At 70.5% G+C, this 24413-nt stretch carries 18 protein-coding genes; 5 read left to right on the forward strand and 13 right to left on the reverse strand.

What is annotated here, in order from left to right:
- Positions 1-2 precede the first annotated feature (2 nt).
- Positions 3-716 carry a MerR family transcriptional regulator gene (locus HNR61_RS01490; protein ID WP_182841305.1) on the reverse strand — a complete coding sequence of 238 codons (714 nt, stop codon included), beginning with the start codon at positions 714-716 and terminating at the stop codon, positions 3-5.
- 87 nt (positions 717-803) lie between these two features.
- Between HNR61_RS01490 and HNR61_RS01495 the strand changes: the two genes are divergently transcribed.
- Complete coding sequence (locus tag HNR61_RS01495; RefSeq protein ID WP_182841306.1) at positions 804-1946, forward strand: acyl-CoA dehydrogenase family protein; 1143 nt, start codon at positions 804-806, stop codon at positions 1944-1946.
- A 101-nt stretch (positions 1947-2047) separates the two neighbouring features.
- Positions 2048-2512 carry a hypothetical protein gene (locus HNR61_RS01500; protein WP_182841307.1) on the forward strand — a complete coding sequence of 155 codons (465 nt, stop codon included), beginning with the start codon at positions 2048-2050 and terminating at the stop codon, positions 2510-2512.
- Here HNR61_RS01500 and HNR61_RS01505 read toward each other — a convergent pair.
- From HNR61_RS01505 to HNR61_RS01525, 5 genes are all read right to left on the reverse strand, one after another.
- On the reverse strand, positions 2496-2939 hold the full coding sequence (locus HNR61_RS01505; RefSeq protein WP_182841308.1) for a universal stress protein: 444 nt from the start codon (positions 2937-2939) through the stop codon (positions 2496-2498). The genes HNR61_RS01500 and HNR61_RS01505 overlap by 17 nt on opposite strands.
- A 24-nt stretch (positions 2940-2963) precedes the next feature.
- Positions 2964-4100 carry a sulfotransferase family protein gene (locus tag HNR61_RS01510; protein WP_182841309.1) on the reverse strand — a complete coding sequence of 379 codons (1137 nt, stop codon included), beginning with the start codon at positions 4098-4100 and terminating at the stop codon, positions 2964-2966.
- A gap of 9 nt (positions 4101-4109) precedes the next feature.
- Positions 4110-4892 (reverse strand): SDR family oxidoreductase, encoded by a 783-nt coding sequence (locus HNR61_RS01515; RefSeq protein ID WP_182841310.1) that lies wholly within the window; start codon positions 4890-4892, stop codon positions 4110-4112.
- The gene (locus HNR61_RS01520) at positions 4892-6064 is read right to left on the reverse strand and encodes a hypothetical protein (RefSeq protein ID WP_182841311.1); all 1173 of its coding nucleotides are present in this window, start codon (positions 6062-6064) and stop codon (positions 4892-4894) included. Before HNR61_RS01520 ends, HNR61_RS01515 begins: the two co-directional genes overlap by 1 nt.
- A 119-nt stretch (positions 6065-6183) precedes the next feature.
- Positions 6184-7071: a hypothetical protein gene (locus tag HNR61_RS01525; protein ID WP_312897710.1), complete on the reverse strand. Its 888-nt coding sequence runs from the start codon at positions 7069-7071 to the stop codon at positions 6184-6186.
- A 215-nt stretch (positions 7072-7286) separates the two neighbouring features.
- Here HNR61_RS01525 and dapE point away from each other — a divergent pair, with 215 nt between their 5' ends.
- The 3 genes from dapE (at position 7287) to HNR61_RS01540 (ending at position 10004) form a co-directional block, all read left to right on the forward strand.
- The gene (gene dapE, locus HNR61_RS01530; RefSeq protein WP_182841312.1) at positions 7287-8342 is read left to right on the forward strand and encodes a succinyl-diaminopimelate desuccinylase; all 1056 of its coding nucleotides are present in this window, start codon (positions 7287-7289) and stop codon (positions 8340-8342) included.
- Between the two features lie 58 nt (positions 8343-8400).
- Positions 8401-9207, forward strand: a complete 807-nt coding sequence (locus HNR61_RS01535; RefSeq protein WP_182841313.1) for an LOG family protein — start codon at positions 8401-8403, stop codon at positions 9205-9207.
- 185 nt (positions 9208-9392) lie between these two features.
- Positions 9393-10004, forward strand: coding sequence for an LOG family protein (locus tag HNR61_RS01540; protein ID WP_312897711.1), 612 nt, complete (start codon positions 9393-9395; stop codon positions 10002-10004).
- Between the two features lie 161 nt (positions 10005-10165).
- Here HNR61_RS01540 and HNR61_RS01545 read toward each other — a convergent pair whose 3' ends face one another.
- The 7 genes from HNR61_RS01545 to pglY are packed head-to-tail and all read right to left on the reverse strand — an operon-like array spanning position 10166 to position 24399.
- Complete coding sequence (locus HNR61_RS01545) at positions 10166-11896, reverse strand: DUF262 domain-containing protein (protein WP_182841314.1); 1731 nt, start codon at positions 11894-11896, stop codon at positions 10166-10168.
- A gap of 12 nt (positions 11897-11908) precedes the next feature.
- A complete protein-coding gene (locus tag HNR61_RS01550) occupies positions 11909-12883 on the reverse strand; it encodes a hypothetical protein (RefSeq protein ID WP_182841315.1) in 975 nt (324 codons plus the stop codon).
- Positions 12873-14174: a DUF3696 domain-containing protein gene (locus HNR61_RS01555; RefSeq protein ID WP_182841316.1), complete on the reverse strand. Its 1302-nt coding sequence runs from the start codon at positions 14172-14174 to the stop codon at positions 12873-12875. Before HNR61_RS01555 ends, HNR61_RS01550 begins: the two co-directional genes overlap by 11 nt.
- 44 nt (positions 14175-14218) lie before the next feature.
- On the reverse strand, positions 14219-16312 hold the full coding sequence (locus HNR61_RS01560) for a DEAD/DEAH box helicase (protein ID WP_182841317.1): 2094 nt from the start codon (positions 16310-16312) through the stop codon (positions 14219-14221).
- Entirely contained in the window at positions 16312-17616 is a 1305-nt protein-coding gene (brxD, locus tag HNR61_RS01565; protein WP_376770247.1) for a BREX system ATP-binding protein BrxD, read from the reverse strand. Before brxD ends, HNR61_RS01560 begins: the two co-directional genes overlap by 1 nt.
- Before the next feature lie 34 nt (positions 17617-17650).
- Complete coding sequence (gene pglZ, locus HNR61_RS01570; protein ID WP_182841319.1) at positions 17651-20530, reverse strand: BREX-2 system phosphatase PglZ; 2880 nt, start codon at positions 20528-20530, stop codon at positions 17651-17653.
- On the reverse strand, positions 20527-24399 hold the full coding sequence (gene pglY, locus HNR61_RS01575) for a BREX-2 system ATPase PglY (protein WP_182841320.1): 3873 nt from the start codon (positions 24397-24399) through the stop codon (positions 20527-20529). Before pglY ends, pglZ begins: the two co-directional genes overlap by 4 nt.
- Positions 24400-24413: the final 14 nt, after the last annotated feature.

Raw genomic sequence — 24413 nt, forward strand, 5'->3', positions numbered from 1 at the left:
GTTCACCGCCCCGGCGCGCGCGGCACGGAGTCGCGGAGGGTCCTGTCCACCGCCCGCTGGAAGCTGGTCACCAGCGACTGGATCATCAGCGGCTTGAGCTTCGTCGCCAGCTCCAGCAGGCGGTCGCGCTCCTCGGGGGGACGGCCGCGTTCGCGGTAGGGGCGGACGACGGTGTCCTGGAAGACGCGTTGCAGCTCGGCGGCCAGGACCGTGGTGTGGCGGTCCACCGCCTCGTGCGCGGCGATGAGCGTCTGCAGCGGCATCGCCAGCTCGGCCAGCTCCGCGCCCACGCCCAGCAGCGCCGGGCTGATGACGCGGACGGCGTCGCCGTCGCGTTCGACGATGCCCAGCGCCTCCAGCCGCCTGAGGGCCTCCTCGTCCAGATGGCGGCCCGCGCGGCGGTCCAGCTCGTGGCGGTCCAGGTCCTCGGGTTCCTCCGGGGCCCAGGGGGACAGCAGCGCCCGTTGCAGGGCCAGGTCCTCGGGCGGGGCGTCCGGCGGGATGCGTTCCAGGTGCTTCTCGATCGCCGCGAGCGTCAGCCCCAGCGACTGCAACTCGCGCACCAGCTCCAGGCGGGCCAGGTGCTCGGGCCCGTACAGCCCGGTCCGCCCCCGCAGCCGCGGCGGCGGCAGCAGGCCCCTGCCGGCGTAGAACCGCACCGTGCGCACGGTCATCCCGGCACGGGCGGCCAGCTCGTCCACCGTCATGTCCGCCATGGGGCTCCCTGCGCCGATCTATGTGACAGTGCCAGTGTTACATTGAAGCTGTATCAGGAACCACTTACCCCTGAGGAGAGCCGCCGCATGGCACGGGAGATCTTCACCGAGGAGCACGAGGCGTTCCGCGACATGGTGCGGTCCTTCATCGCGAAGGAGGTCACGCCCCACCACGAGCGGTGGGAGAAGGACGGCGTCGTCTCCCGCGAGGTGTGGCTGGCCGCCGGCCGGCAGGGGCTGCTGGGCATCGAGATGCCCGAGGAGTACGGCGGGGGCGGCGACGACGACTACCGCTACTACACGATCCTCAACGAGGAGCTGGCCCGCGCCATGGCCAGCGGCCCCGGCTTCGCGGTGCACAACGACGTCGTCGGCGGCTACCTGCGGCAGCTTCTCACCGACGAGCAGAAGCGGCGCTGGCTGCCCGGCTACTGCTCCGGCGAGCTGATCACCGCCATCGCCATGACCGAGCCCGCCGCCGGTTCCGACCTCCAGGGCATGAGGACCACGGCCGTCAAGGACGGCGACGACTACGTCCTCAACGGCTCCAAGACGTTCATCACCAACGGCATCCTGTCCGACCTGGTGATCGTCGCCGCCAAGACCGACCCCGGCGCCGGGGCGCACGGTGTCAGCCTCCTGATGGTCGAGCGCGACATGCCCGGCTTCACCCGCGGCCGCAACCTCGACAAGGTCGGCATGCACGCCCAGGACACCGCCGAGCTGTTCTTCGACAACGTCCGCGTCCCCAGGGCGAACCTCCTCGGCGAGGAGGGCATGGGATTCATCTACCTGATGCAGAACCTGGCCCGCGAACGCCTGTGCATCGCGGTGTCGGCGGTGGCGGGCTCCTGGCAGGCGTTCGAGACGACCCTGGAGTACTGCAAGACGCGCACGGCGTTCGGCCGCCCGATCGGCAGGTTCCAGCACAACCGCTTCACGCTGGCGGAGATGAAGACCGAGATCACGGTGGCGCAGGCGTTCCTGGACCAGTGCATCGCCGAGGAGGTCAGGGGCGCCCTGTCCGCCGAGAACGCCTCGATGGCGAAGTGGTGGACCACCGAGATGCTGAAGACCGTGGTGGACCGCTGCGTCCAGCTGCACGGCGGCTACGGCTACATGAACGAGTACCCGATCGCGAAGGCCTACCAGGACGTCCGCATCCAGACGATCTTCGGCGGCACCACCGAGATCATGAAGGAGATCATCGGCCGCGGCCTCGGCGTCTGATCCGCTCCACCGGCCGGGGGCGAAGATCACCGGGACATGAATGTCTGTTTGATCGGTCCAGTGCCGGAACCCGGGCCCCCGCCGGAGGCATCCAACAGATCATGGGTGATGCGGGGTTCGGGCGGGAGCGGCTCTGGACGGTCCTGTTCCGGGTGGGGCTCGGCGGGGCGTTGCCGGTCATCGCGTGGGGGATCCACGCGGGGGACGCGGCGTTCGCCCGCCGGGCCGTCACCGTGGACGCGACCGTGACGGGGGTCGGCGAGGCGGCCGTCCGGGACGAGGCGGCCTCCGGCGAGGGCGACGGGGTCGCGGTGGTGCGGTTCCGGGCCGGGGGCCGGGACGTGACGGCCAGGGTCCTGCTGGACGACGTCGGTGAGGTCCGGCAGGGGCAGATCCTCGCGGTCGGCTACGACCCGCGCAACCCGGTACGGGTGGTCGCGCCGCCGCCGTCCGGCGGCCCCGAGCCGCAGGCGATCGTCTACGTGACCGCCCTGGCGGGACTGCTGCTGCTCAACCCCTGGCGGCTGCCGGCGCGGGGAGGGAACGCGGTCAGGGGACGACGGTGACCGGCCAGCGGCCCGCGCGGGCCAGGCGGACCGCCACCGAGCCGACCAGGCGGTGGCCCGCCTGCTGGGAGGCGCCCACCACGACGGCGTCGGCGCGTTCCTCGTCGGCGACGCGCGACAGCACCGTGCAGGGGGCGCCCTCCCGCGCGTGGAACTCGTACCGCACGTCCCGCGCCTCGGCCGCGATGCGCTCCAGCCGGGCCCGCAGCTCGGCGTCCACCTGCGCCCCGGCCTCCCGCATCACCATCGCGCCGCCCGGCGTGAGCGCGCCCAGCGTCCCGACCGGCGTCACGTGGACGAGGACGAGCCGCGCCCCGCTGCGCCGCGCCAGCCCCCAGGCGTAGGCCCCGGCCCGCAGCGAGGTGTCGGACCCGTCCACCCCGACCACGATCACCCTGGGCCCGACCGGCCCCCCGTCGTCGCTCATACCGCCAGCTTAGAGGGGGTGCCGTCAGGCGAAGCGGGCGTCGATCTCCTCCGGGGTCAGCCCGAAGTCCGCCAGGTCGTAGCGGTGGGCGGGACGGGCGTCGCCGGTGCGGCTCCCGGCGTGGAGCTCCCGCATCGCGGCGCGGGCCCCGCCGGTGAGGGGCAGGCCGAAGTGGGCGTAGATCGCCTCCACGGTGCCGAGGGGGTCGCGGACGAAGTCCTCGTAGCGGACGTCGAAGAACCGGGCCCGGTCGTGGCGGGCCCGTTCGGCGCGGAACGCCGCCAGGCCGCGGCTCCACAGGTCGAGCTGGCCGCGCCCGATGACCGGGCCGGTGAACAGCTCCGACCAGCCCTCGGTGGCGTGCGCGGCCAGGCTGCACATCGACGCCATCGCGGTGCGGGGGTCGCGGTGGGTCTGCACGACCAGCGCGTCCGGGTAGACGGCCAGCAGGGCGTCCAGCGCGAACAGGTGGCTGGGGTTCTTCAGCACCCAGCGGCGGTCCGCGTCGGGAAGGCCGATGAGCTGGAGCAGGCGGCGGTGGCGGCGGTAGGCGGGGGTCCAGTCCTGCCCGGCGAGCCAGGCCGAGTAGGTCGGCACGTGCGCCAGGCACTCGAACGAGACCGACCGCATCGACTGCCGCAGCAACTGCCAGCACTCCTCGACCATGCCGGCCGACATGTAGTGCACGCCCATGAACTCGGGGTGCTCGACGTGGTGGCGCTCGTAGCCCGCCTGGATCGCCTGGAAGACGGGGTCGTCGGCCCAGGTGTCGCGGGGCGGCCGGGGCTGGGGGACCTCGGCCAGCCACACTTCGAGGCCCTGGTGGGCGGGGTCGGCGGTGAGCAGCCGGTGCAGGGCCGTGGTGCCGGTGCGGGGCAGGCCCGTGACGAAGATCGGACGCTCGACCGGGACGCTCGCGTGCCCGGGGTGGCGCTTCCAGGCGTCCTCGGCGAACAGCCGCGCGGCGAGGGCCCCGCGCAGGAACGCGCGCTGCACCTTGTTGCCGAGCGGCGTGAGCCGGGCGTCCTTGGCGTAGGACTCCAGCAGCACCTCCAGCCCGTCGAGATGGTCGTCGCCGCCGAAGTCGGTCAGGCTGGTGATCCGGCCGGCCGAGGCGTGCAGGTCCTCGACCGTCCCGACACTGTCACGTCCCGCCGCCATGCGTTCTCCTCAGTGGTGGTATTCGCCGCCGTTGACGTCCAGGCACTGCCCGGTCACCGCGCGGGCGAGCGGGGACAGCAGGAAGACGACGGCGTCGGCGATCTCGTCGGGTTCGGGGAGCCTGCGCAGGTCGATGGTCGCGGCGGTCTCGTCGTAGACCTGCCGGGGCGGGACGCCGCGTTCCCGGGCCAGGTGGTCGAAGTACCACTTGAGGCTGTCGGCCCAGATGTAGCCGGGCGCGACGGTGTTGACCCGGACGCCGCGCGGGCCGAGCTCGGTGGACAGGCTCTGGGCGAGGGCCAGCAGCGCGGCCTTGCTCATCTTGTAGGCCCCGAACGTGCGCCGCGAGTGCCGCAGCACCGCCGAGTTGATCATCACGACGGAGCCCGCGCCGTCGGCGAGGTCGGCGGCGAACAGCCGGGTCAGGCGGAGCGCGGCGAGCACGTTCACCTCGAACGCCGCGCGGATCGCGTCCTGGTCGGCCTCGCACAGGTCGGTGAGGGGCGGGATGGAGAACGCGTTGTTGACCAGGCCGTCCACGCGTCCGTGGACGTTGAGCGCGGTCTCCACCAGGCGTTCGCACGACGCCTCGTCGGTGACGTCGGTCGGCACGGCGGTGGCGCGGCGGCCCAGCCCGGTGATCTCCTCGGCGACCTCGGCCAGCCGCGCCTCGGTGCGGGCGGCGAGGACGACGTCGGCCCCGGCCGCGGCGCACCGCAGCGCCAGCCCGCGTCCGAGGCCCGGCCCGACACCGGAGATGACGACGACGCGGTCCTCCAGCGGCGGCCGCATCAGCCGAGCATCCTTCGCGCGTGGGCGACCTGCCGGGCGGCGATCCGGTCGGCCCACTCCTTGGGGGTCACGCGCTGGCGGTCGTGGAAGGGGAGGCGTCCGGGCAGCTCGTCGAAGGGGACGACCTCGACGCGGGGACCGTCGGCGTCGGTGAGCTCGCGGGTGAGGCGCTGCCAGCGGATCTGGAGGTAGCCGCGGCGGTGGCCGGTGCGTTCGACCCAGTTGGCGAGGCCGGGATCGCGCTCGCTGACGACGAACCGGATCATCCCGTCGGGGTCGACGCGCGCCTGTTCGGCGGTGAGGCTGGTCTGGTGGTTGACGTAGTCCAGCGAGACGTACCACATGCTGCCGAGCTGGAAGCCCTGGTAGGGGGCGTCGCTCCGGGGGACGGTCACGACGAGCGCCTGGTCGTCGCCGAGCTCGTAGTGCCCGGCCGACGAGTACTGCGTGGCCAGCCCGCCGGGCGTGATCCGGGGCTCGGTCATGGTGTTGACCGGCAGCTTCAGGTAGTGCCACTCGGGGAAGACGAGGAAGGTCCGCAGCCGCGACACGAGGATCCTCCCCGCCACGTCGAACCGTTTGGCGGCCCGTTCCGGGTCGGCCGGGGGCGGCGGCGAGACCCCGAGCCGGTCGGCCCGGTGGATGCGGATCTCCCCGGGGCGCTCGCCCTCCCAGTCGCCGAACACCTCGCGGACCAGCAGCATCGCCGCGCCCGGCCCCAGCGTGAGGTAGCCGGGCCCGGCGTCGGCGCGCGGCGGCCCGAACCGCAGCTCGAAGCTCCCGTCCGGCGCGATCTCGAACGCCCGGTCGTCGAACGCCGACAGGCTGTCGGGCGAGCTGGTCGGGGTGTAGTCGCCGTTGAGGACCTGGAAGCTGAGGTCGGCCGTGGTGCCCCGCCGCCCGCTGACGACGTACTCGGCGTCGTCGCGCAGGTAGGCGCTGAAGTAGAGCGCGTCGGGATTGTCCAGCCCCAGCTTGGAGTGCGGCCCGGTGGACCGCACGAAGAACGGGAAGTCCCGCTCGTAGGCCCAGGCCATGTGCAACGACGCCTTGATGCTCCCGGCGAGGTAGTCCAGCCCTTCGGTGAGCCCCTGCGCATCCTGCGCGTGGGGGGCCTCCCGGACGATCCGCTCGGCCTCGGCGACTGCCTGCGTAAAGGACTCCGTGCTCACGGCACTCCCTCGAACGACCCGATCCGGCCAAGCGTTAGCTTGGTCATCGGCGTCGAGACTAGAACCCGTTCTACCGTCGGTCAATGCCCGCGGCCCGGCCCGCGGTCCCGGAGAACGGTCTAGCGGATGATGACGCGGTCGGTGGGGGCGTTGGTGTCGGTGGTCCAGCCATCGTGGCCCGAGTCGGCGTGCCAGCGCTTCCCGGCGAAGCGCACCTCGGTCAGGCCGTAGGACTGGGCGTGGGTGACCGCCCAGGACGCCACCGCCCAGCCCGTGCGCGCGTTGCTGACGCGGACGCCGTCGGGGGGCGTGGGCGTGGGGCCGGCCGGCTTCTTCTCGGCGGCCGTGGGCTGGAGGCGGCCGCCGAACGCGCGGCGCATCTCCCGCAGCGCCTCGGCCTGGCGCGGGGCGGTCTTCTTGTCCGGCGGGTACCAGCAGCGCACGGCCGCCGGCTCGCGGCCGGTGAACGCGCGGGCCAGCGTCTTGCCGTCCGGCTCGTGCCGGGCGTAGGCGCGGCCGTCGGCGCTGCGCTGCACCTCCTGGGCGGCGTCGTGCAGGTCGCGGTCCAGGTAGTCCTTCACCTTGACCAGCCCGTCGAAGAACTTGCTGGTGGACACCACCGGGTCGCGCAGCTTCGCGGGGGTGCCCCAGCCCTGCGAGGGGCGCTGCTGGAACATGCCGACCGAGTCGCGGTCGCCGCCCGCCAGGTTGCGCAGGTGCGACTCCTGGATGGCCGTCGCGTAGGCGATCACCGCGGCGCGTTCGGGCAACTGCTTGCGGAACGCCACGCCCGCGATGATGGCGGCGTTGGCGGCCTGGTCCAGTTCCAGCGGCATCTTGCCGATGGCCGTGCGCACCTCGCACCCCGAACCGTGCAGGTAGGGGCGGGCGTGCAGGAACAACGCGTACCCGCCGGCGCCGAGCGCGAGCGCGACGCCGGTGCCGACGGCGGTCCAGCGCCACCGCCGCCGCCCCTTCGGGGTCTCTCCATTCGCCCTTGCTGCCACGGGTCGACCGTACCGGGAGATGGCCACCAGTGAGCTCAAGGCCCATGACCCCGTCCACCGCCGCGCCTCCGCGCGGCCGGTCCTGGCGCCATCGCGCGGTGGTCGGGTCGGGCACGAGCCTGCCGGCGTCGATACGAGAGGGCCGAGTTCGACGCCGTCCTGCGCGAGCGCGGGGTGGACACCTGATCACGGAGGGACGCGTACCCTTTCCGGGTATGCGGCTTGATCTCTCTGTGGACGTGGCGGAACTGACGGCGGCGATCGTCGACATCGAGTCGGTGAGCGGGAACGAGAAGGCCCTCGCCGACGCCGTCGAGGAGGCGCTGCGGGCGCTGCCGCACCTGACCGTGGTGCGCGACGGCGACTCGGTCGTCGCCCGGACCGACCTCGGGCGGGCCGAGCGGGTCATCCTCGCCGGGCACCTGGACACCGTCCCCCTGAACGGCAACCTGCCCTCGCGCGTCGAGGGCGACAGGCTCTACGGCTGCGGGACCAGCGACATGAAGAGCGGCGTCGCCGTCCAGCTCAAGCTGGCCCACGGCCTGGCCGCGCCCAGCCGGGACGTCACCTACGTCTTCTACGACTGCGAGGAGATCGAGGCCGCCCGCAACGGCCTCAAGCGGCTGGTCGAGACCCGTCCCGAGCTGCTGGCCGGCGACTTCGCCGTGCTGATGGAGCCGACCGGCGGGCTGATCGAGGGCGGCTGCCAGGGAACGGTCCGCGTGGAGGTCACCGCGCGCGGCGAGCGCGCCCACAGCGCCCGCGCCTGGATGGGCGTCAACGCCATCCACGGCGCCGGGGAGATCCTGGAACGGCTGCGCGCCTACACGCCCGCCAGGCCCGTGGTGGACGGGCTGGAGTACCACGAGGGCCTGAACGCCGTGTTCGTCCGCGGCGGCGTCGCCGGGAACGTCATCCCCGACGAGTGCGTGGTGACCGTCAACTACCGTTACGCGCCCGACAAGAGCGAAGAGCAGGCCGTGGCGTACCTGCGGGAGTTCTTCGACGGGTTCGAGGTCGAGGTGACCGACGCGTCGTCCGGCGCGCGGCCCGGCCTGGACGCCCCGGCCGCGCGGGCGTTCGTCGCCGCCACCGGGGCCGAGGTGCGCGCCAAGCTCGGCTGGACCGACGTCGCCCGCTTCGACGCGCTCGGCGTGCCCGCCGTCAACTACGGCCCCGGCGAGCCGACGCTGGCGCACACCAGGGACGAGCACGTCGAGATCCCGCTGATCGGCGAGGCGGAGCGGCGGCTCCGCGCCTGGCTGGGCTGAGCGCGTGGCACGGAGATATCACCGGGTGAACGGGGCTTTCCTTCGTTACGGTGAAGCCATGACATCCGAACAGTCCCGTACGCATCGTCAGGGGCCCGCGACGCTGCGGGGCCGCGCTCTGCCGTCGACCACCACCGACCAGCGGCTGCTGGACAGCCGGGGTCCGGCCGACTGGGTGCACGCCGACCCGTGGCGGGTGCTGCGCATCCAGGCCGAGTTCGTGGAGGGCTTCGGCCTGCTGGCCGAGCTGCCCAAGGCCGTCAGCGTGTTCGGCAGCGCCCGCACCGACCCGGGCTCGCAGGAGTACCGGCTCGGCGAGGAGATCGGCGCCAAGCTGCACGAGGCCGGATACGCGGTGATCACCGGCGGCGGCCCGGGCATCATGGAGGCCGCCAACAAGGGCTGCGACCAGGCCGGGGGCCTGTCGGTCGGGCTGGGCATCGAGCTGCCGTTCGAGCAGAGCATGAACGAGCACCTCGACATCGGCCTGGAGTTCCGGTACTTCTTCGTCCGCAAGACGATGTTCGTCAAGTACTCCCAGGCGTTCGTCGTGCTCCCCGGCGGCTTCGGCACGCTGGACGAGCTGTTCGAGGCGATCACCCTCGTCCAGACCCGCAAGATCACGCGCTTCCCGATCGTGCTGGTCGGCACGCAGTTCTGGGGCGGGCTGGTCGACTGGGTGAAGAACACCATGCTGCCCGGCGGCAAGATCTCGCCGGAGGACCTGGACCTGTTCCACCTGACCGACGACCCCGACGAGGCGGTCCGCGTGATCGTCGAGGCGCACCAGGAGGCCGAACGCCGCCTCGCCGAGGAGGAGGCCGCCGCCAAGGCCGCCGCCAGGGAAGCCGGCGACGGCTCCTGACCCCCCGAAGCCACCCGCCCCAGGCCCGCCCGACCGCCGGGCGGGCCTGACGGCCCGAGCACGGTCCTTGGGAGGGGACGCCCACTCCTGCCGGGAACGCCTGCCCGCGCGGATGTTAGATTGGCCGACGCCACGGCGCCGGCCCATCGGCGGCCGGGCCCCCACCGCGGAACGGAGCGCGACCGGTGACATCGGCGGACAACGGCTCGGGCCTGGCGATCTGCGTGTTCTGCGCGTCGTCCAGCCGGATCGACCAGCGGTACGTCGACCTGGCCGCCGAGGTCGGCGCGGAGCTGGCCCGGCGCGGCCACAGCCTCGTCTCCGGCGGCGCGCAGGTGTCCTGCATGGGGGCCGTCGCCCGCGCCGCGCGCGCCGGGGGAGCCCGCACCGTCGGGGTGATCCCCGAGGGGCTGGTCAGCGTCGAGATCTCCGACGAGGACAACGACGAGCTGGTCGTCACGCCGGACATGCGGTCCCGCAAGGGCGAGATGGACCGGCGCAGCGACGCGTTCCTGGTGCTGCCCGGCGGGATCGGGACGCTGGAGGAGCTGTTCGAGATCTGGACGGCCCGCGTCCTCGGCATGCACGACAAGCCGCTGGTCATCCTGGACCCGACCGGCGTCTACGAGCCGCTGCGCGAGCTGATGAACGGCCTGGCCGACCAGGGCTTCGCCCGCCCGAAGATCTTCGACGCGATCGGCTGGACCGCCGACGTGTCCGAGGCGTTCGACCTACTGGAACGCACCCAGCCCCACATCGAGCCCACCGCCGAGGACTACGCCGAAGCCGAGCCGTAAACCGGCGACAGACGTTCTCAGAGGGGCGGAAGCGCCTCTGAGAACGTTTCAAAGCCGAGAAGTGCCTCCTGCGCGCCCTGGCAGCCTTCAGACAGACAGAGCCTCACCGGTGAAGCCGGGCTTTTGGTGCCTATCGCGGGCCATGAAAGTCCGACCACATGTCATTCGGTGTCGATTTCGGAGCCGCCGTGGTTGCTGGTGGTCGTGGTCACGGCTATGTTCGCGATGAAGCGACGTTCGCGCTCGGCCAGTTCGGCGGCGCGCAGGTTGATGAAGCTTTCGTCATCGCCCTGGGCCAGGAGGGTGAGTGCCTCCTTGGAGACGCAGAGGATGTCGTTCGCCTGCGCTCTGGCCAGGCTGAGGAGCATGTACTCCTTCGAGTTCATGCCGGGGCTCGCGTCCAGGACGACCCGGTTGGCGGGACTGGAGCCATTGGTGAGTCCTGTCGCGTTGGAGACCCGGCGGAACGCGGCGGTGTCCAGCTTGCGGATCATGTCGATCGCTGAATACTCAACGCCGTTGACGGTGTAGCGGACGGGGAATTCCTGCAGCTCCCAGAGCAGGTAGGCACGGACGCGGGCGCTGCGCAGGTCAAACTTGTCGGGGAACGGACGGGGACGCTGGTCGGCGAAGTCGAACATGCCCTGCTCGCTGGCGAAATCCGCGATGTCCTTCTCCCCGAGCGCGAACGCCCGCATGTCCTGGATGGCCTGCCTGCTGGTCGTGGAGTTCATGCTGGCGAACTGACCCGACCAGGAGGTGATCCAGAACCACTTGGTCAGCCCGTCGACCTGCTCGGCGTGGGGATAGGGCTGCAGATGGAAGAATAGGGTCAGCAGCATGAGCTGGTTGTTGTAAGGGATGAGCCGGGCGAGTGGCACCCCCAGATGGTGGCGAAGGAACTCGACCGCCAGCGACAGGGCCTTGTCGGTGTCCTCGATGGCCTGGGAGACCTTGCCCTCGACCCGGCGGGCGAGCACGTCCCAGTGCGCGCCTGTCACTTCCTCCTCGCCCGCGACGGCCAGGACCGCACGGAAGGCCGTCGTGGAGTTGATCTCCCCGAACCCTTCCGCGGCGATGCGCTCCAGGATCGTGTTGATGCGGTTGGCGAGGCTCTCCTCCCCGCCGCCCTTGTAGGTCAGCGCCGAGACCATCTGGTCGGGACTCATCGCCTGGCCCTTGCTGTTGACCCGGGAGAAGACCTCGACGGCTTGGGCGAGATTACCGCCGAGCAGCGTCACAACCGAGATCTTGTAGGACTTGATCCGCTGGGCGACGTTCTCGGCCTCCTCCACCAGCGCGTCGTACAGCTCGCCATCATGATGTTTGGCCAGCTCCCGGGCGTAGGAGAGGAAATCGAGCGTTTTGCGCACCGAGGCGACTGGAAGATAGTTGGGCGGAGGCGGCGTAGCGCGCTTCCAATGCACATAACGGTTGGTGCGGCTGTCAGCGGTCTGCCCGAGGATCCGGTAGACCTGCCAGACCCACTCGGGCTCCTCCTGGTCGTGCTTGCGGTTCTCGGTCCAGTACAGGCAGGAGTAGAGAGTGGAGATCCGCTGGTGCCCGTCGAGGACGTAGGTAGCCTCGTTGCCAGGTGCGTCCGGGACGTTCAGCGCGCCCACGTGGTCCAGGCTCTCGATGTGCAGGCTGGTCTTCCACAGAAGGAGACTGCCGATGGGATAGCCGCGCTCGATGCTGTCGAACAGGTCGAGCATCTGCTCGGGCCGCCAGACGAACGGCCGCTGGAACTTGGGGATGCGCAACCTGCCCGCGTGCACGTCGTCGAGGAAGGTCTCCAGGAAGTCGACCTGGGGCCGCACGCCGATGTCGTTGCCGGTCCCCTCGTACTCGTCGGGTCCGGTCAGTCCGTGCTCGTCTTCGTGGTTGGCCATGCCGTCTTCCTACTAAACGATCCGCTCGATCAGTGCGAGGATCTCACGCAGCTCGTCGCACACACCCGGTCCGAGGTCGCCGAAGTCCTCTTCTTTGAGCCTGCCCGCCTTGGCCTCGCGCAGGAGAAGCGCCGTGAGCCCGTCACCGAACCCTTTCCGGAGCGCGACCACCGTGGTCTGCCGCAGGGAACCATAGAGCTGCCGCTGTTCGTCGGGGACCCTGGCGGCCTGTGTCCGGGAGTCGTGGAAGCCCTTCTTCATGTCGAAGTGGGCGCGTTGCTCGGGAACGAGGCCGCGCAGGCTCTTCAAGCGCTCGTCGAACTCCCTGCGCTGTTGCCGGGGCACGGCCACCGCGGCGAGGATGCAGTTGGGCACATAGTTCTCGATCTCGCGAAAGCGCAGGATGTGTCCGTGGACGCCCTCAGCCCGCAACTCCGCCACGGCCTTCTCATGTTTGGAGGGCTCACCGGGTGTCCAGCGATCGCTGTCGAGGAGGAAGACCACTCTCTTCACGCGTCGGAAGTCCGCGCACTCGTCGCGGACCACCTTGGGGACCTCTCCGCTGCCGCCGCCCTGAACGAACTTCAACCACCGGCGCTCTTTCGCCTCGATGATTCTTTCCGCCCTGAAGACGTGTGCGACAGCGAGCAGGAAGTCCCCGTCGCCTCCCTTGTTCTCCAATACGACCCGGGCGGTCGCGCTGAGGTCTTCGACGTGCTCGGGCAGACTCTCGTGGGTGACTCGCACGGTCGGCGGCTCCGGTCGCCCGGCGGACCACACCTGCCTGGTCGGCTCCTTGCGGACCAGCGAGCTCCAGACCTGCGCACGGACCGGAGCGTGACGGCGGAAGTAGCCGTCCATGACGACCAGGGTCTCATTATCATCAGCGATCCAGTCATGCCGGGCTTCGATGAAGTAGCCGATCAACCTGGTGAGAAGCTCGAAGTTTCCGTCGGTGAATACGTTGGCCGAAAGCTCAACCCGCATCGCGCTCCCTGTCGAACTGGGCCTTGGCGAGTTCCCGTGTCTCCTCGAAGTCCTCGGAGAAGACTCCGCTGGGCCAGTAGTCCAGATTGCCGAACTCATCGATTCCGACGCGGCGCACGTGCGAGGCGCCGTCCTCGTGCTCCACGAAGTAGACGGCCACATCGTCGGCGCTGAACTTTTTCTCAGCGATACGCCTTCGCATGCGTAGCAGCAGGTTCTCGCTGTGCGTCTCGACCAGGAAGCGTGAACCCTTTTTCGCGGCAGTGATGAACAGATCGGCGAGCAGGGGATGAAAGGCGGGATGCAGGTGCAGCTCGGGTTCTTCTATCACCTGGAGGACGTCACCTCGGAGACGCTCGGCTAGGTCCTGTGCCTGCTGCACCAGCAGGGGGAGCACTTGGGCGACTCCGGTGCCCGAGTCCAGGATGTTCACCGAGAGCGCGGGATCGTCGATCGAACGGAGATTGATCGCATAGGTCGCTCCCTGCGATACGACCTCGAACTGCCAGCCCGCCAGGCTGTCGCCGAGCAGTTCGTTGACTTTGGCGATCAAATGGCCGTCGCTGCGGACGTGGTCGTTGGCGAGCATGCCCGGAGCGTTCTCGCCCATCGGTCCGACCTCGCGCGGGAGGCGTGAGGGCAAGCGGACGTACCGGGGCGGACGCTGTCGGTAGGGGCCGAGGTAACGAACCTGGCCAAAGTTATGACGGATACCTTCCGTGCTAGAAAAAGGCTCAAAGAAGTAATCGGCATCCGAGGGGTCAAAATTGTGGAGGATCTCTATTTTTTCGCTACCTCTAGGGCGACTGAAAGATTCCCCACGAGGCAGGATTCCTCTGAAGTTGAGGTGGAATTCATTCTCGTCTTCTCCGTTGGCATTGTAAATAGTCCCCCCCTTCTCGGGAGTCCACCTCAGTTCGAGGTTCGCATCATTGCCCGAGAAGCAGAGGTAGCTGACGACCTGGAGGCTTTTCTCGGCAATGTTCTGGATCGTGGCCCGGACGGTGTGGAATGGGTCTCTATCTACGGAGAACTCCATCTTCAGCGGGCGGTGCGGGCTCTTCCCATGGACCAGGTCCAGGAACTCGGGCGGATCGTCGCCTAGTTGGTCCAGGTCGAGAGGGAGATCCGAACCGGTGTTGAGCCCGGTCTGGATGATCAGCGGGAAACGTGTGACCGCGCTCTTGCCGGCATTGTTCTTGCCGAGGACCAGCGTGATCGGACGGAGTTCGATCTCCTGACGGTCCTTGAAGCAGCGGTAGTTCTCGAACGCCATGCGCACCAGGGCCATGCGGAGACTCTAACGAGCAGTGAACCGCTCTGTAAGCGATCTGATCAGGATCGGTGGGCGATGGTGAAGCGGGTCGGTTCGGACAGGACCTTCTCGGCACTCGGCAGGTCGGCCAGGCGGGTCGCCACCGTCGCGGTCGCCAGGTGCTCGGGAAGGGCCGCCGAGAACTTCAGACCACGGACCGCCCTGGGGTCGATGTCGGGCAGGACCAGTGGGGCTTCGGCGCGGGCCGCCTTCCACATGTCCGGGGTCAAGTCCTCGCGCAGGCGCACGTACAGGTCCGTTGGGCGTTGGACTGGGTCGGTCACCGACGACAGCGTCGAGGTGAGAGTCGCGTTGGCGCGGTAGCCCGCCCATGTCCACCAGCGCACGTCCCCTCCCGTCCGCGTGATCAGCAACCCGGCCGGGTGAACGGTGTCGGCTGCCAGATCCGTCCGTAGCTTCTCCAGGTGCGCCACGGCCCGGCGGGTCAGGTTCACAGGCGGGCCGGTGCCCAGCAGGACGTCGCGCATCGCGCGCGTCAGCTCGAACGACAGGCCCGCGACGCCGTTGGTCGTCCACTTGGCCAGACCGCCGGCGCCCTCGGACGGCTCGACGAAGCAGCGGCGACGCTTCCAGTCGATGTGGGTGACCAGCCAGGTGCGGCCCGCCAGCAGGAGGCGACGAGGGCCGGGGTGCTCCTCGGTGAGGACGGATGGGTCGGTCTTGCCGATCTCCGAGCGACCCGACAGGACCGTGAACTGCGGGGGCGCGGTGAACGAGGCCGTGAGGTCGATGAAGTGACGGTGACCGAACTTCTTCTCCGCCTCGGGTCCGATGAACAGCATGCCATCGTCGGAGTCGAGGAAGCCCTCGTTGACCAGGTGGCGCAGGATCGGTTCGGCGGAGCGGTCGAACGGGGCCAGGCCGTTCCACTGCTCGGACCACAGATTGCCACCCAGGCGGTGCTTCTGGAGCGTGACGGCCAGCAGTTGCTGGGCGACTAGGTGGCGCGGGGTGGGCGGGGCCGCCACGTCCTCGACCCAACCCTGATCCCACAGGTGCAGCAGGCCCGCCGCCTGGAGAAGCGTGAGGGACTTGGTCGTCAGGAACAGGCAGGAACGCTCGGCTCCGGCGCGGCGGCCGGTACGGCCCAGGCGTTGCAGGAACGATGCCACCGTCGCGGGCGAATCGATCTGGATGACGCGGTCCAGGTCGCCGACGTCGATGCCGAGTTCGAGGGTGGAGGTGGAGACGATCACGCAGTCGCGGGCCTCGGCGAACGCCTGCTCGGAGCGGTGGCGCTCCTCGGCCGACAGGGAGGCGTGGGACAGGAACGTGGTGACGTCGCGGGCGCGCAGGGCCGCGCCGAGTTGTTCGACCTGGGCACGCGAGTCGCAGAAGACGAGGCGTTTCTCGCCGTGGTGGAGGGAGGCGATGACCTTGGCCGCGTTCTCGATGGAGCCGACGTAGTCCAGGTCGATGCGGGCGGAGGGGGAGGCCGTGGGGGTTTCGGGGGCGACGACCTGGGCGGGGCGGGTTCCGGCGCTCGCGCCCTGGAGCCAGGTCAGCAGGTGGCGGGGATTGCCGACCGTTGCCGACAGGCCGATGCGCTGGATGGGGCGGCCGGTGAGGCGGGTGAGGCGTTCCAGGACGGCCAGCAGGTGCCAACCCCGGTCGTCCCCGGCGAACGCGTGGACCTCGTCGACGATGACCGCGCGGACGTTGCCGAGCAGATGCGAGTGGTCGGTCTTGAAGCTGATGAGCATGGCCTCCAGCGACTCGGGTGTCGTCAGGAGGATGTCCGGCGGGTCGATGCGGATGCGCCGGCGCTGCGAGTCGCGGGTGTCGCCATGCCAGAGGTCGGCGCAACGGCCGAGCCACTGGGCGTACTGGTCGATGCGGGGGGTCAGGTTGTTGAGCAGGGCCTTGAGCGGGCACAGATAGAGGACCGAGACGCCCGTCCAGTCCTGCTCGGCCATCGCGGTGAGGATCGGGAACGTCACGGCCTCGGTCTTGCCGCCCGCCGTGGGGGCCAGCAGGAGCGCGTCGTGGCCGTCGAGGAGCGGGGCGACGGCGTGGCGTTGTAGAGGGCGCAGGTCCGGCCAGCCCAGCGTGTTGACGATGTGGTGGAGCAGGACCGGGTGGAGGCGCTCCATCAGAGGTCCAGGTCGACGTCGTCCGCGGTCAGGTTCCGTTCGACCTCGGTGAGCTCGGAGTCGGAGACGGTGAGGGTGTAGTGGACGCGTGGATCGAAGTCGGGGAACTGGTCGATGCGGTCCAGCACGTCGCCGACCAGCTTCTTGAGGAACAGACGGGGCGCGACGCCGACCTTGCCGCCGAGGGCGCCGCCGACCGCGCGGGCCAGATCGGCGACGTAGGCGTCGTCGGCCAGTTCCCTGACCCGGTCGGGGGCGTCGGCTCCGTCGGCGTACAGGTCGCGGATGGTGCCGCCGAGGCCGGTGAGGGATTCCAGGGTGAAGCCGGGCAGCCGGACCTGGACGGCGCGGGGGTTGTCGAAGCGCGGATCGGTGGTGAAGTCGGTGGCCAGGCGTTGGGCGAGCGGAGCGAGGCGCTGCACGCCCTGGCGCCCGTCGTAGAACGCGGGCGTCCCGGTGATCAGCAGGTAGAGGCCGGGGAAACGGCCTGAGTGGACCTCGTCGATGAGCTGGCGCAGGGCGTTGAGGGCCTTGTCGCGGGCGTCGGAGCGGACGCGTTGCAGCGTCTCGACCTCATCCAGCACCACCAGCAGGCCGGGGTGCCCGGAGTCGCGCAACACGGTCAACAACCCTTGGAGGAAGCCGAGCGCGCCGAAGTGGTCGAGGTCGCCGCGGACCCCGGCGGAACGGCGAGCTGCGGCGGCGACGTGCGGCTGGCCGCCGAGCCAGGCCAGCACGGCGGACGCGGTGGCCTCGTCACCGGTGGTGAGCGCGTTGCGGTAGCCGCGCAGCGCGGTCGCGAACGACGGGGCGTGCCGGGACACCTCCGCCAGTCGCGCGGTGAGTAGTTTGTCCACCTCGGCGGGAAGGTCGTCCTCGGACGCCCCGGCGGCGAGGGCGTCCTCCTCCAGCGCGTAGAACCACGCGTCCACGACCGGGCGCAGCGCGCTCGGCGGGAAGCTGGCGGTGGCCAGGCGTTCGGTGAGCCGCCGGTAGACGGTCTCCAGCCGGTGCAGTGGGGTCTCGGTCTCCGACACCTGGATCTCGGCGACCGCGAAGTTGCGGCGTTTGGCGCGCTCGCCGAGCCACCGGGTGAAGAACGTCTTGCCGGACCCGTACTCGCCGCGCACGGCCTTGAACACCGACCCGCCGGAGGCGACCGCGTCCAGCTCGGCGTCGAGGGCGGCCTCGAACCGGTCCAGCCCGGTCGCGAGCAGGTCAAGGCCGCTGTCGGGCACCGCGCCGCGCCGCAACGCGTCGATGACGGCGCGGCGGCGGGCGGCGCTGACCTGGGAGGAACGGATGGCGCTCACATGCATCAGTGTCCCATCCGCCCGGTCACAGCAGGCCGAACTGCTCGCGCAGCAACGTCACGTTCAGCCGCAGCGTGCGCCCGTCGGGCAGGGTTTCCAGGACCGGGACGCCCTCGTAGTTGAGGAGCTGTCCGAGGATGGCGGCGAAGCTGTTGGCCCGCAGGGTCGGATAGCTGACGCGCTGGGCGAGGGCGGTGACGGGCAGCGTGCCGGACTCCAGCAGCGCCAGCAGCGCGGCCTCGACCTTGTCCATGGGCGGCTTGCGGGCCAGCAGCCCCACCTGGCTCTGGAAGGTCTCCGACGAGAGCAGCACGGCGACGAGCGCGGCCTCGGCGGTCTGCGGCCGGGCGTCCTGCGAGACCTGCGGGGATTGCTGCGGCTGTGGTTCCAGGTCGAACAACGCTTCCGACGACGGGCTCTCCTTGACCGGCCGCGACGGTTTCCGAACCGTGGCCGGGACCGGCGTGTCCGTGGTGCGGGCGAGCGGCTGCGGCTCCTCCTCCAGACGCCACCAGGCGGGGCGCTGGTCGCCCAGTTCCCGCCAGCCCTTCGGTGGATGCTCGGCGTTGAACGGCAGGAACGCCAGCACCGGGATCGCGAACTCCGCCAGCGCCGCGCCGCCGTGATAACCCGCCTTCTGCGCCGTGTACCGGGCGTCCCGGTCCCACAGCGCCACGATCCGTCCGCCGGGCGCGTCGACGACCACACGCGGCCCCGACAGCTCGACCTCGGCGTCGGCGACAGGTCCACCCGGCAGCCGGTGTCGTGCTGACGCGACGTTCTCCCCAGCGGCCTTGACGCCGCGCCGGTCCACCACGTGTCCGTGGTCGCTGGTCAGCAGTACCGCCATGCTCCGGTTGGCGGCCTCCCGCAACAGCTCGCGGAGCTTGCCGACGTCGTCGAGCCGCCAGGTGGCGTCACCGAGCTTCTGCTCCTTGGCGAGCCGGTCATCGACGGTGTTCAGCACGACCGCGATGTGGGTGTCTCCGTCCTCCAGCGCGTCGGTCAATGCCTGTCCGAACGGTGAGCCGGGAGTCTCGCCGCGCAGGTCGTCCTTGTGGAAAACGGCGGCGGGCGCCCCGTTCCAGAACCGGTGCGCGGGGAACAGCCGCTTCTCGTCGGCCTGCGAGCCCTTCATCAGGGCAGCGGCCAGCAACGACGTGCGCGACACCGCGGTCAGGGTGGGTAGGGCTGCGGCCATGGCACGGCGGCGGGGCTGCGTGCTGGGGGAGCCGGGCACCGGGTCGTACTCGGCCCAGTCGCGGCGCAGCTCCTCGGCGAGTTCGGCGGCGATGGCCGCGCTCAGCCCGTCCAGCACCAGCAGCAGCACTCGCCGCCCGGTCTTGCCGGCCACGACCGGTTTGACGACGCGTGGCAGGAACGTCTCCACGGTCAGCATCGATCCGGGCTCGGTCCCCGCCGCCGTCCACCCGGCCAGGACCCGCGCGAACGAACGGTCGATCAGCCTGCGGCGCTCGCGGACCCGCCCGGCGATCGCGTCGTAGGCGCCGCGCAGGGCCGGGTCGGAGTCGCCGCCCGCCTCGATGTGGTCGAGGGCCTGGTCGACCCAGCCGGTCTCGGTGACGTGCCGGTCGATCGCGGCGGCGACGGTGGGAAGATCGGTGGCGGGCTCGGTGGCGAGCCAGCGGACCAGCCGCGCCGCCATCTCCACCCGCTTGATCCGGACACGGGCGTCGTGGTCGTCGCCCAGCTCGTGCTTCCGCAACGCCCGGAGCCGTTCCCGGATCGTCGCCAGGTCCCCCGTCGCCAGCGTCTCGCCCATGGCGGTGAAGCGTTCGGCCAGACCGGCGGGCAGCACCGCGCTGTGACGGGTCTGCTGCTCGACGCCGAACTGCCGGGCCAGCTCGCCGGCCCGGCCCAGCACCTTGTCGGTAACGCGCCGGGCTTCGCGCCCATGCTCGCCGTCGGGGTCGGTGCGGCCCACGGCCAGCAGCGCGGTCACGAACTCCTGGCAGTCCCGCCCGAACTTGCCGACGAACAGGTCCAGAGCTTCGCCGGTGACCGGCGGCGGGTCGCCCAGCCAGCGTTCGACCCGACCCCGCGCCTGATAGACCGCCATGTCGTCGGGGGAGTCCAGCCACAACGCCGCGCACAGCAACCCGAACGGGACCGCGTCGGCCCCGTGCTCGGCCTCCACGAGCGCGCACAGGACCCGTCCGGCAGCCCCCGCCCGCTCCTCCTCACCAAGGAAGTCGATCAGCCCTTCGCGTTCGGGGCCGCGCAGGCTCCGTAGCCGCTCCGGAGCACCCGAGACGAGTGTCCAACGCAGCAGCGCGTGCGTGTCGAGCCGGTCGTCGCCGGGCTCGGCCGTGGCGGATGTGGAGCGGTCGGTGTCGTAACGACCCAGCCGCAGCCGTCGCAGCGCCAACGACGACAACGCGGTGTCCCGCGACAGGACCTTCCCGGCGATCCTCGGCCAGCCGCCCGGCGGGGTCGCGTCGAGCAGCGCCTCGGCGGCCCAGCCCGCCGCACGCAGCCGCTGGTCGACCTGCTCGGCCCCGAACGCCTCGGCCACGACGCCCCAGCTGTCCACCGTCTTGATCCGCTTGCCGTGCACGCGGGCGAGGATCGCCGGGTCGAGCTCGCCCTCCTCCCGGTCGGTCAGCACCACCAGGAGCGGCGGATCGTCGGCGTTCGGGGCGAGGTGGTCGAGCACCAGCTCGTGGATCGCCAATGGGGACGGCGCGGCCACGACCCGGGCACGCTGTCCGGAGCCCCAGGGAAGTTCGGCCGGGCCGTCCCAGTCAGGAACCGAACGCAGCAGCACGACCCGCCGTTTCGGTGGTTCGGTCAGGTGCTTGCTGCGCGTCGTGAGGTACTGGGCGACGGTCGCGGCGGTCAGCCGCATCGCGCCGGTACCGGTGCTGGTGTCGGTGACGGTCATCGGTCCAGGACCCGCCAGGTGATCTCGATGGTGGCGTCAGGGGGGAGCTTCTCCAGCTCTTGGCCCAGCTCGGTCGCCGCGTTGGCTGCCTTAGTCTGACGCTTGCCCTGCTTGGGGGTGGGAGCCGGGCCGGTGCCGCTGTCTCCGCCGGACTGGCCGTCCGGAACGGGCGGGTGGACGGAGCCGCCCGTCAGGTCGATCCCGTCTGGGTTGTCGGGAGCGGGCTGAGGGGCGGGCGGAGTCGGGCTCGGGTCCGTCCGCTGGTTCTTTCTGATCAGTTCGGTGACCCCGCGCCGGGTCTCGTCCAGCGCCGCGATCAGGTCGGCGGTCCGCTGGTCGACGCGGGCGATGCCGCGCAGCGACTCCAGCAGCGCCGCACCCTCGGCCCCCTGCCCTTCGGCGAGGGCGATGACGTCCCAGGACGCGCCCGCGAGCGCCTGCGCGACGTCGTGAGCGCGCTTGATCGACGTTCCGTACCGGTCGGCGTTCATCTGGTCCAGGTCGAAACGCGCCAGCGCCTCGATGGTCCTCTTCGCCCCCGCGCCGCCGTCACCGGCGGACTCCAACGCCTTCAGCAACTCCACCGAGCGGCGCGCGATCTGGAGCCGTCCGGCCTCCTCGGTTTCATTCAAGCGGAGGAACGCGGCGTGCTGCTCCAACTGGCCGACCAGGTCCTCGGCCGCGCTCCGGTGGGACCGGGCGGCCTCGGTGATCTGCCGGGCGAACTGGTTCACCATCCGGCCGCGCCGCAGCGTCGGCGCGGGCTTGCCGAACAGCAGCTCGTACCGTTCCCTGGCGGTCTCCCAGTCCCGCTCGCTCGGCAACGGCTGGGTGCGTAGCGTGTCGCCGGGTTTGACCTGGTGCGGCTCGGGGGCGGGCGTCAGGGGAGTGCCGTGGCGCACCCAGATCCGGTCGTCCATCTCGGCGAACGACGCCACGATCAGGTCCGCCAGGAAGTCCGGCAGCCCACGCGGTTGCGGCCGGTCGATCCAGTCCCGCAGCCGGATGAGGCTGAGGCCGCCGGTGACGCCCTCGGTGCGGGCCATCAGCCGGAAGTGGTCGGCCCACTGGTGCGACAGCGTGAAGTACGCCTCCTTCTGCGTGCCGAGGCCCAGCGGCCCCACCAGCCGCGCCATGATCTTGCGGTCCTTGGCGGGGATCTCGGCCTGGTCCCGGGGCGACTCGGCCGCCGCGCGCACGTGCCCGAACACCGTCCTGGCCTCGGACGGCCTCACGGGCGCACCGGTGCGGTCGGGGTCCAGGTCGGGGTGCGCTGGGAACTGGAACTCCAGCAGTTGCCCCGCGACGTGCCGGATCGCGTCCCGCATCGACTGCCCGAACTCCACCTTCAGCGCGGGCAGGTCGGGCAGCGGCACGAGGTGCTGGTCGAAGCCGGTGTCGACGTGCGCGGGCTCCTTGGGCTTGAGCCCGTACGCCTGCTTGAACGCGTCCTTGACCTGCTTGAGCAGCGCTTCGCGCTGGCTCTCCAACAAGCCCTTGGCGCGCTCGCGCTTGTCGGCGTTCATCCCGGCGGCGTACTGGGTGGCGAACCGCTGCTCGTCGGCCAGGGCACGGTCGATGATGACGAGACGCTGGAAGTCCTCGTAGCGCTGCGCCGACAGGTGCGTGGGCAGCCACGCAACGGTGCGCGCGGGCTCGCCCTGCCGTTCCCGGAGACCCACCATCCGGTTGACGTCCTCGACGGGCCCGTAGTTGCCCTCGTCGAACGGCAGGTCCACCACGATCCGCCACCGTCCCTCGATCTGCGGGACCAGGTCGTGGTCGGGGAGCTCGTCCACCTCGGCCACGTTCCCGAAGACGACCTCGGCGGTGCGCTCGGTGCCCTTCCAGACGAAGTTCAGCTCGTCGCCGCCGAACCGCCCCTCGGTGTGGGTGACTCCCAGCTCCTCGATCAGCAGCCGGCGGGCCAGCGCGGCGCGGTTGCCGGGATTGTTGTTGACGCGGGCGTTCTCGATGATCGAGTCCACGTCCACGCCGGTCAGCTCCAGCCGAACGCCCGGGTTGGCGGCCGTGCCGGTCTTCTTGATCTCGGGGAACCGGGCCGCCCACTCGTCGATCTTGCCGGAGATGATCCCGACCTCGCTGCCGGGGATCGGCGCGACGACCGAGCCGTGGTTGAGCGCGGCCAGCCGCCGGATCGTCAGGTCGTTCAGCGCGGGGACGCTCGGCGCGAGCGCCGACAGCAGCAGCGTGCAGACCAGACGGTGGTCGCCGACGAACGACCTGCACCGTTCCCGCAGGCGCGGATCGGTGATCGAGGTGGGATCGTGCAGGTACCGCTGCACGTCGTCCTCGGTCAGCTCCTTGGAGTTCAGCAGGTAGGGGCGCAGCTTGGTGCGGTAGAGCTTGTCGGCGGCGGCGAACACCACCTTCATGTCGTCCACGAACGGCTTGTCGCCGCCCTTGGTGAGCACCGGGTACAGGTCGCCGAGCGCGATCAGCTCGCCCAGCCGCAGGTGGTCGCGGTTGTCGGCGAGCAGCTCGCCCATCAGCTTCAGGCCGGTACGGGACCGCTGGAGCGCCGAGGAGATGTGGACGAGGGTGTCCATGAACGCGGGGGAGAACGGGTAGCTGAGCCGGAACGACTCCTCGTCGGCCCCGGTGGTGCTCTTGTCGGAGCCCAGCAGCGTGTCCCAGACGTTGGGGCCGAGCCGCTTGGTCCGCTCGAACGCCTCGTCGACCAGCCGGGCCGCCTCGGCGTCCTTGGGCTTGAGCAGGCGGGCGTGGGCGATCTGCGGGAGGTTGCGGTCCTCCAGCGTGATCTTGTCGAAGCGGCCGGACGCCAGGTTCAGGGTGTCCTGGACGGCGGCCTCGGCCGCGCCTGCCGACGCGCCCTCGCCGACCAGCTCGCGCAGGTCGCGCTGGCGGGCGATGAACGACACCACCGGGATCGCGCGGCGCGCGTCCCCGCCCTCCACGAAGTTGGTGATCTTCCCGGCCTCGCGGGCCACGAGCTTCTGGTCGTGGATCATCGTGGCGAGCCACAGCACCAGCTCGTCCAGGAACAGGACCAGCCCGTCATAGCCGAGCGACTTGGCGTGCTCGGCGATGACCGACAGGCCCTTGTCGAGCGAGATGAACCCGTTCTCGTCCTCGGCCGCGTTCTGCGCGAACCCGGGCAGCAGGTGGGTGGAGGCGTCCTGGATCAGCTTGGCCCGCAACTCCCTGGGAGTGGTGGGGTTCACCAGGTTCAGCTTGTTGTGGTCTTCGTAAGCCTCTTCGGCGGCCAGGGCCCGGTCGAGCAGTTCGGACGTCCAGGGGAACGGCTCGCCCCACTCGTCGTCGTCGCTGCCGAGACCATTGATGACGGCCTCGTCGCCCATCTGCGCGCGCAGTCTGCGGATGTCGGCGAACAGCGCGTCACTGCGGTACACCTGCGGCGTCGGCGCGTCCGGGTGGAGCTGCCTGATGTACTCGACGTACCGGCCCAGCACCCGCTGCTCCAGCGACTTGGCGTCGAGCATGTGGTACGGCACCAGCAGGAACTTCTTGCCGTCGGTCTGCAACCACTCGTGCCGGGTCAGCACCGGGTCGAACTCGGGCCGCCCGGTCGCGGCCGGGTTGCCCGACAGCAGCGCGTACAGCACCGCCATGAAATGCGACTTACCGGAACCGAACGAGCCGTGCAGGTAGGCGGCCTTGGACGCGTGCCCGTCCACCGCCGACCTGATGAGGTCGAGGGCCTCGTTGAAGTTGTCCCGCAGTCGGTCGGTGACCACGTAGTGCTGGAGAGCGCGTTCGGCCCCCTCGGGCGTGGTCGCCTCGGCGAGGCGCAGCACGTAGTCCGAGGTGGAGATGCTCGCCTTGATGTCGATGACCTCGCGGAGCAGCGGCGGCTGCTGTGCCATCGGTCGTCCCCTGT

Source organism: Actinomadura kijaniata (assembly GCF_014138665.1).
GTDB lineage: Bacteria > Actinomycetota > Actinomycetes > Streptosporangiales > Streptosporangiaceae > Spirillospora > Spirillospora kijaniata.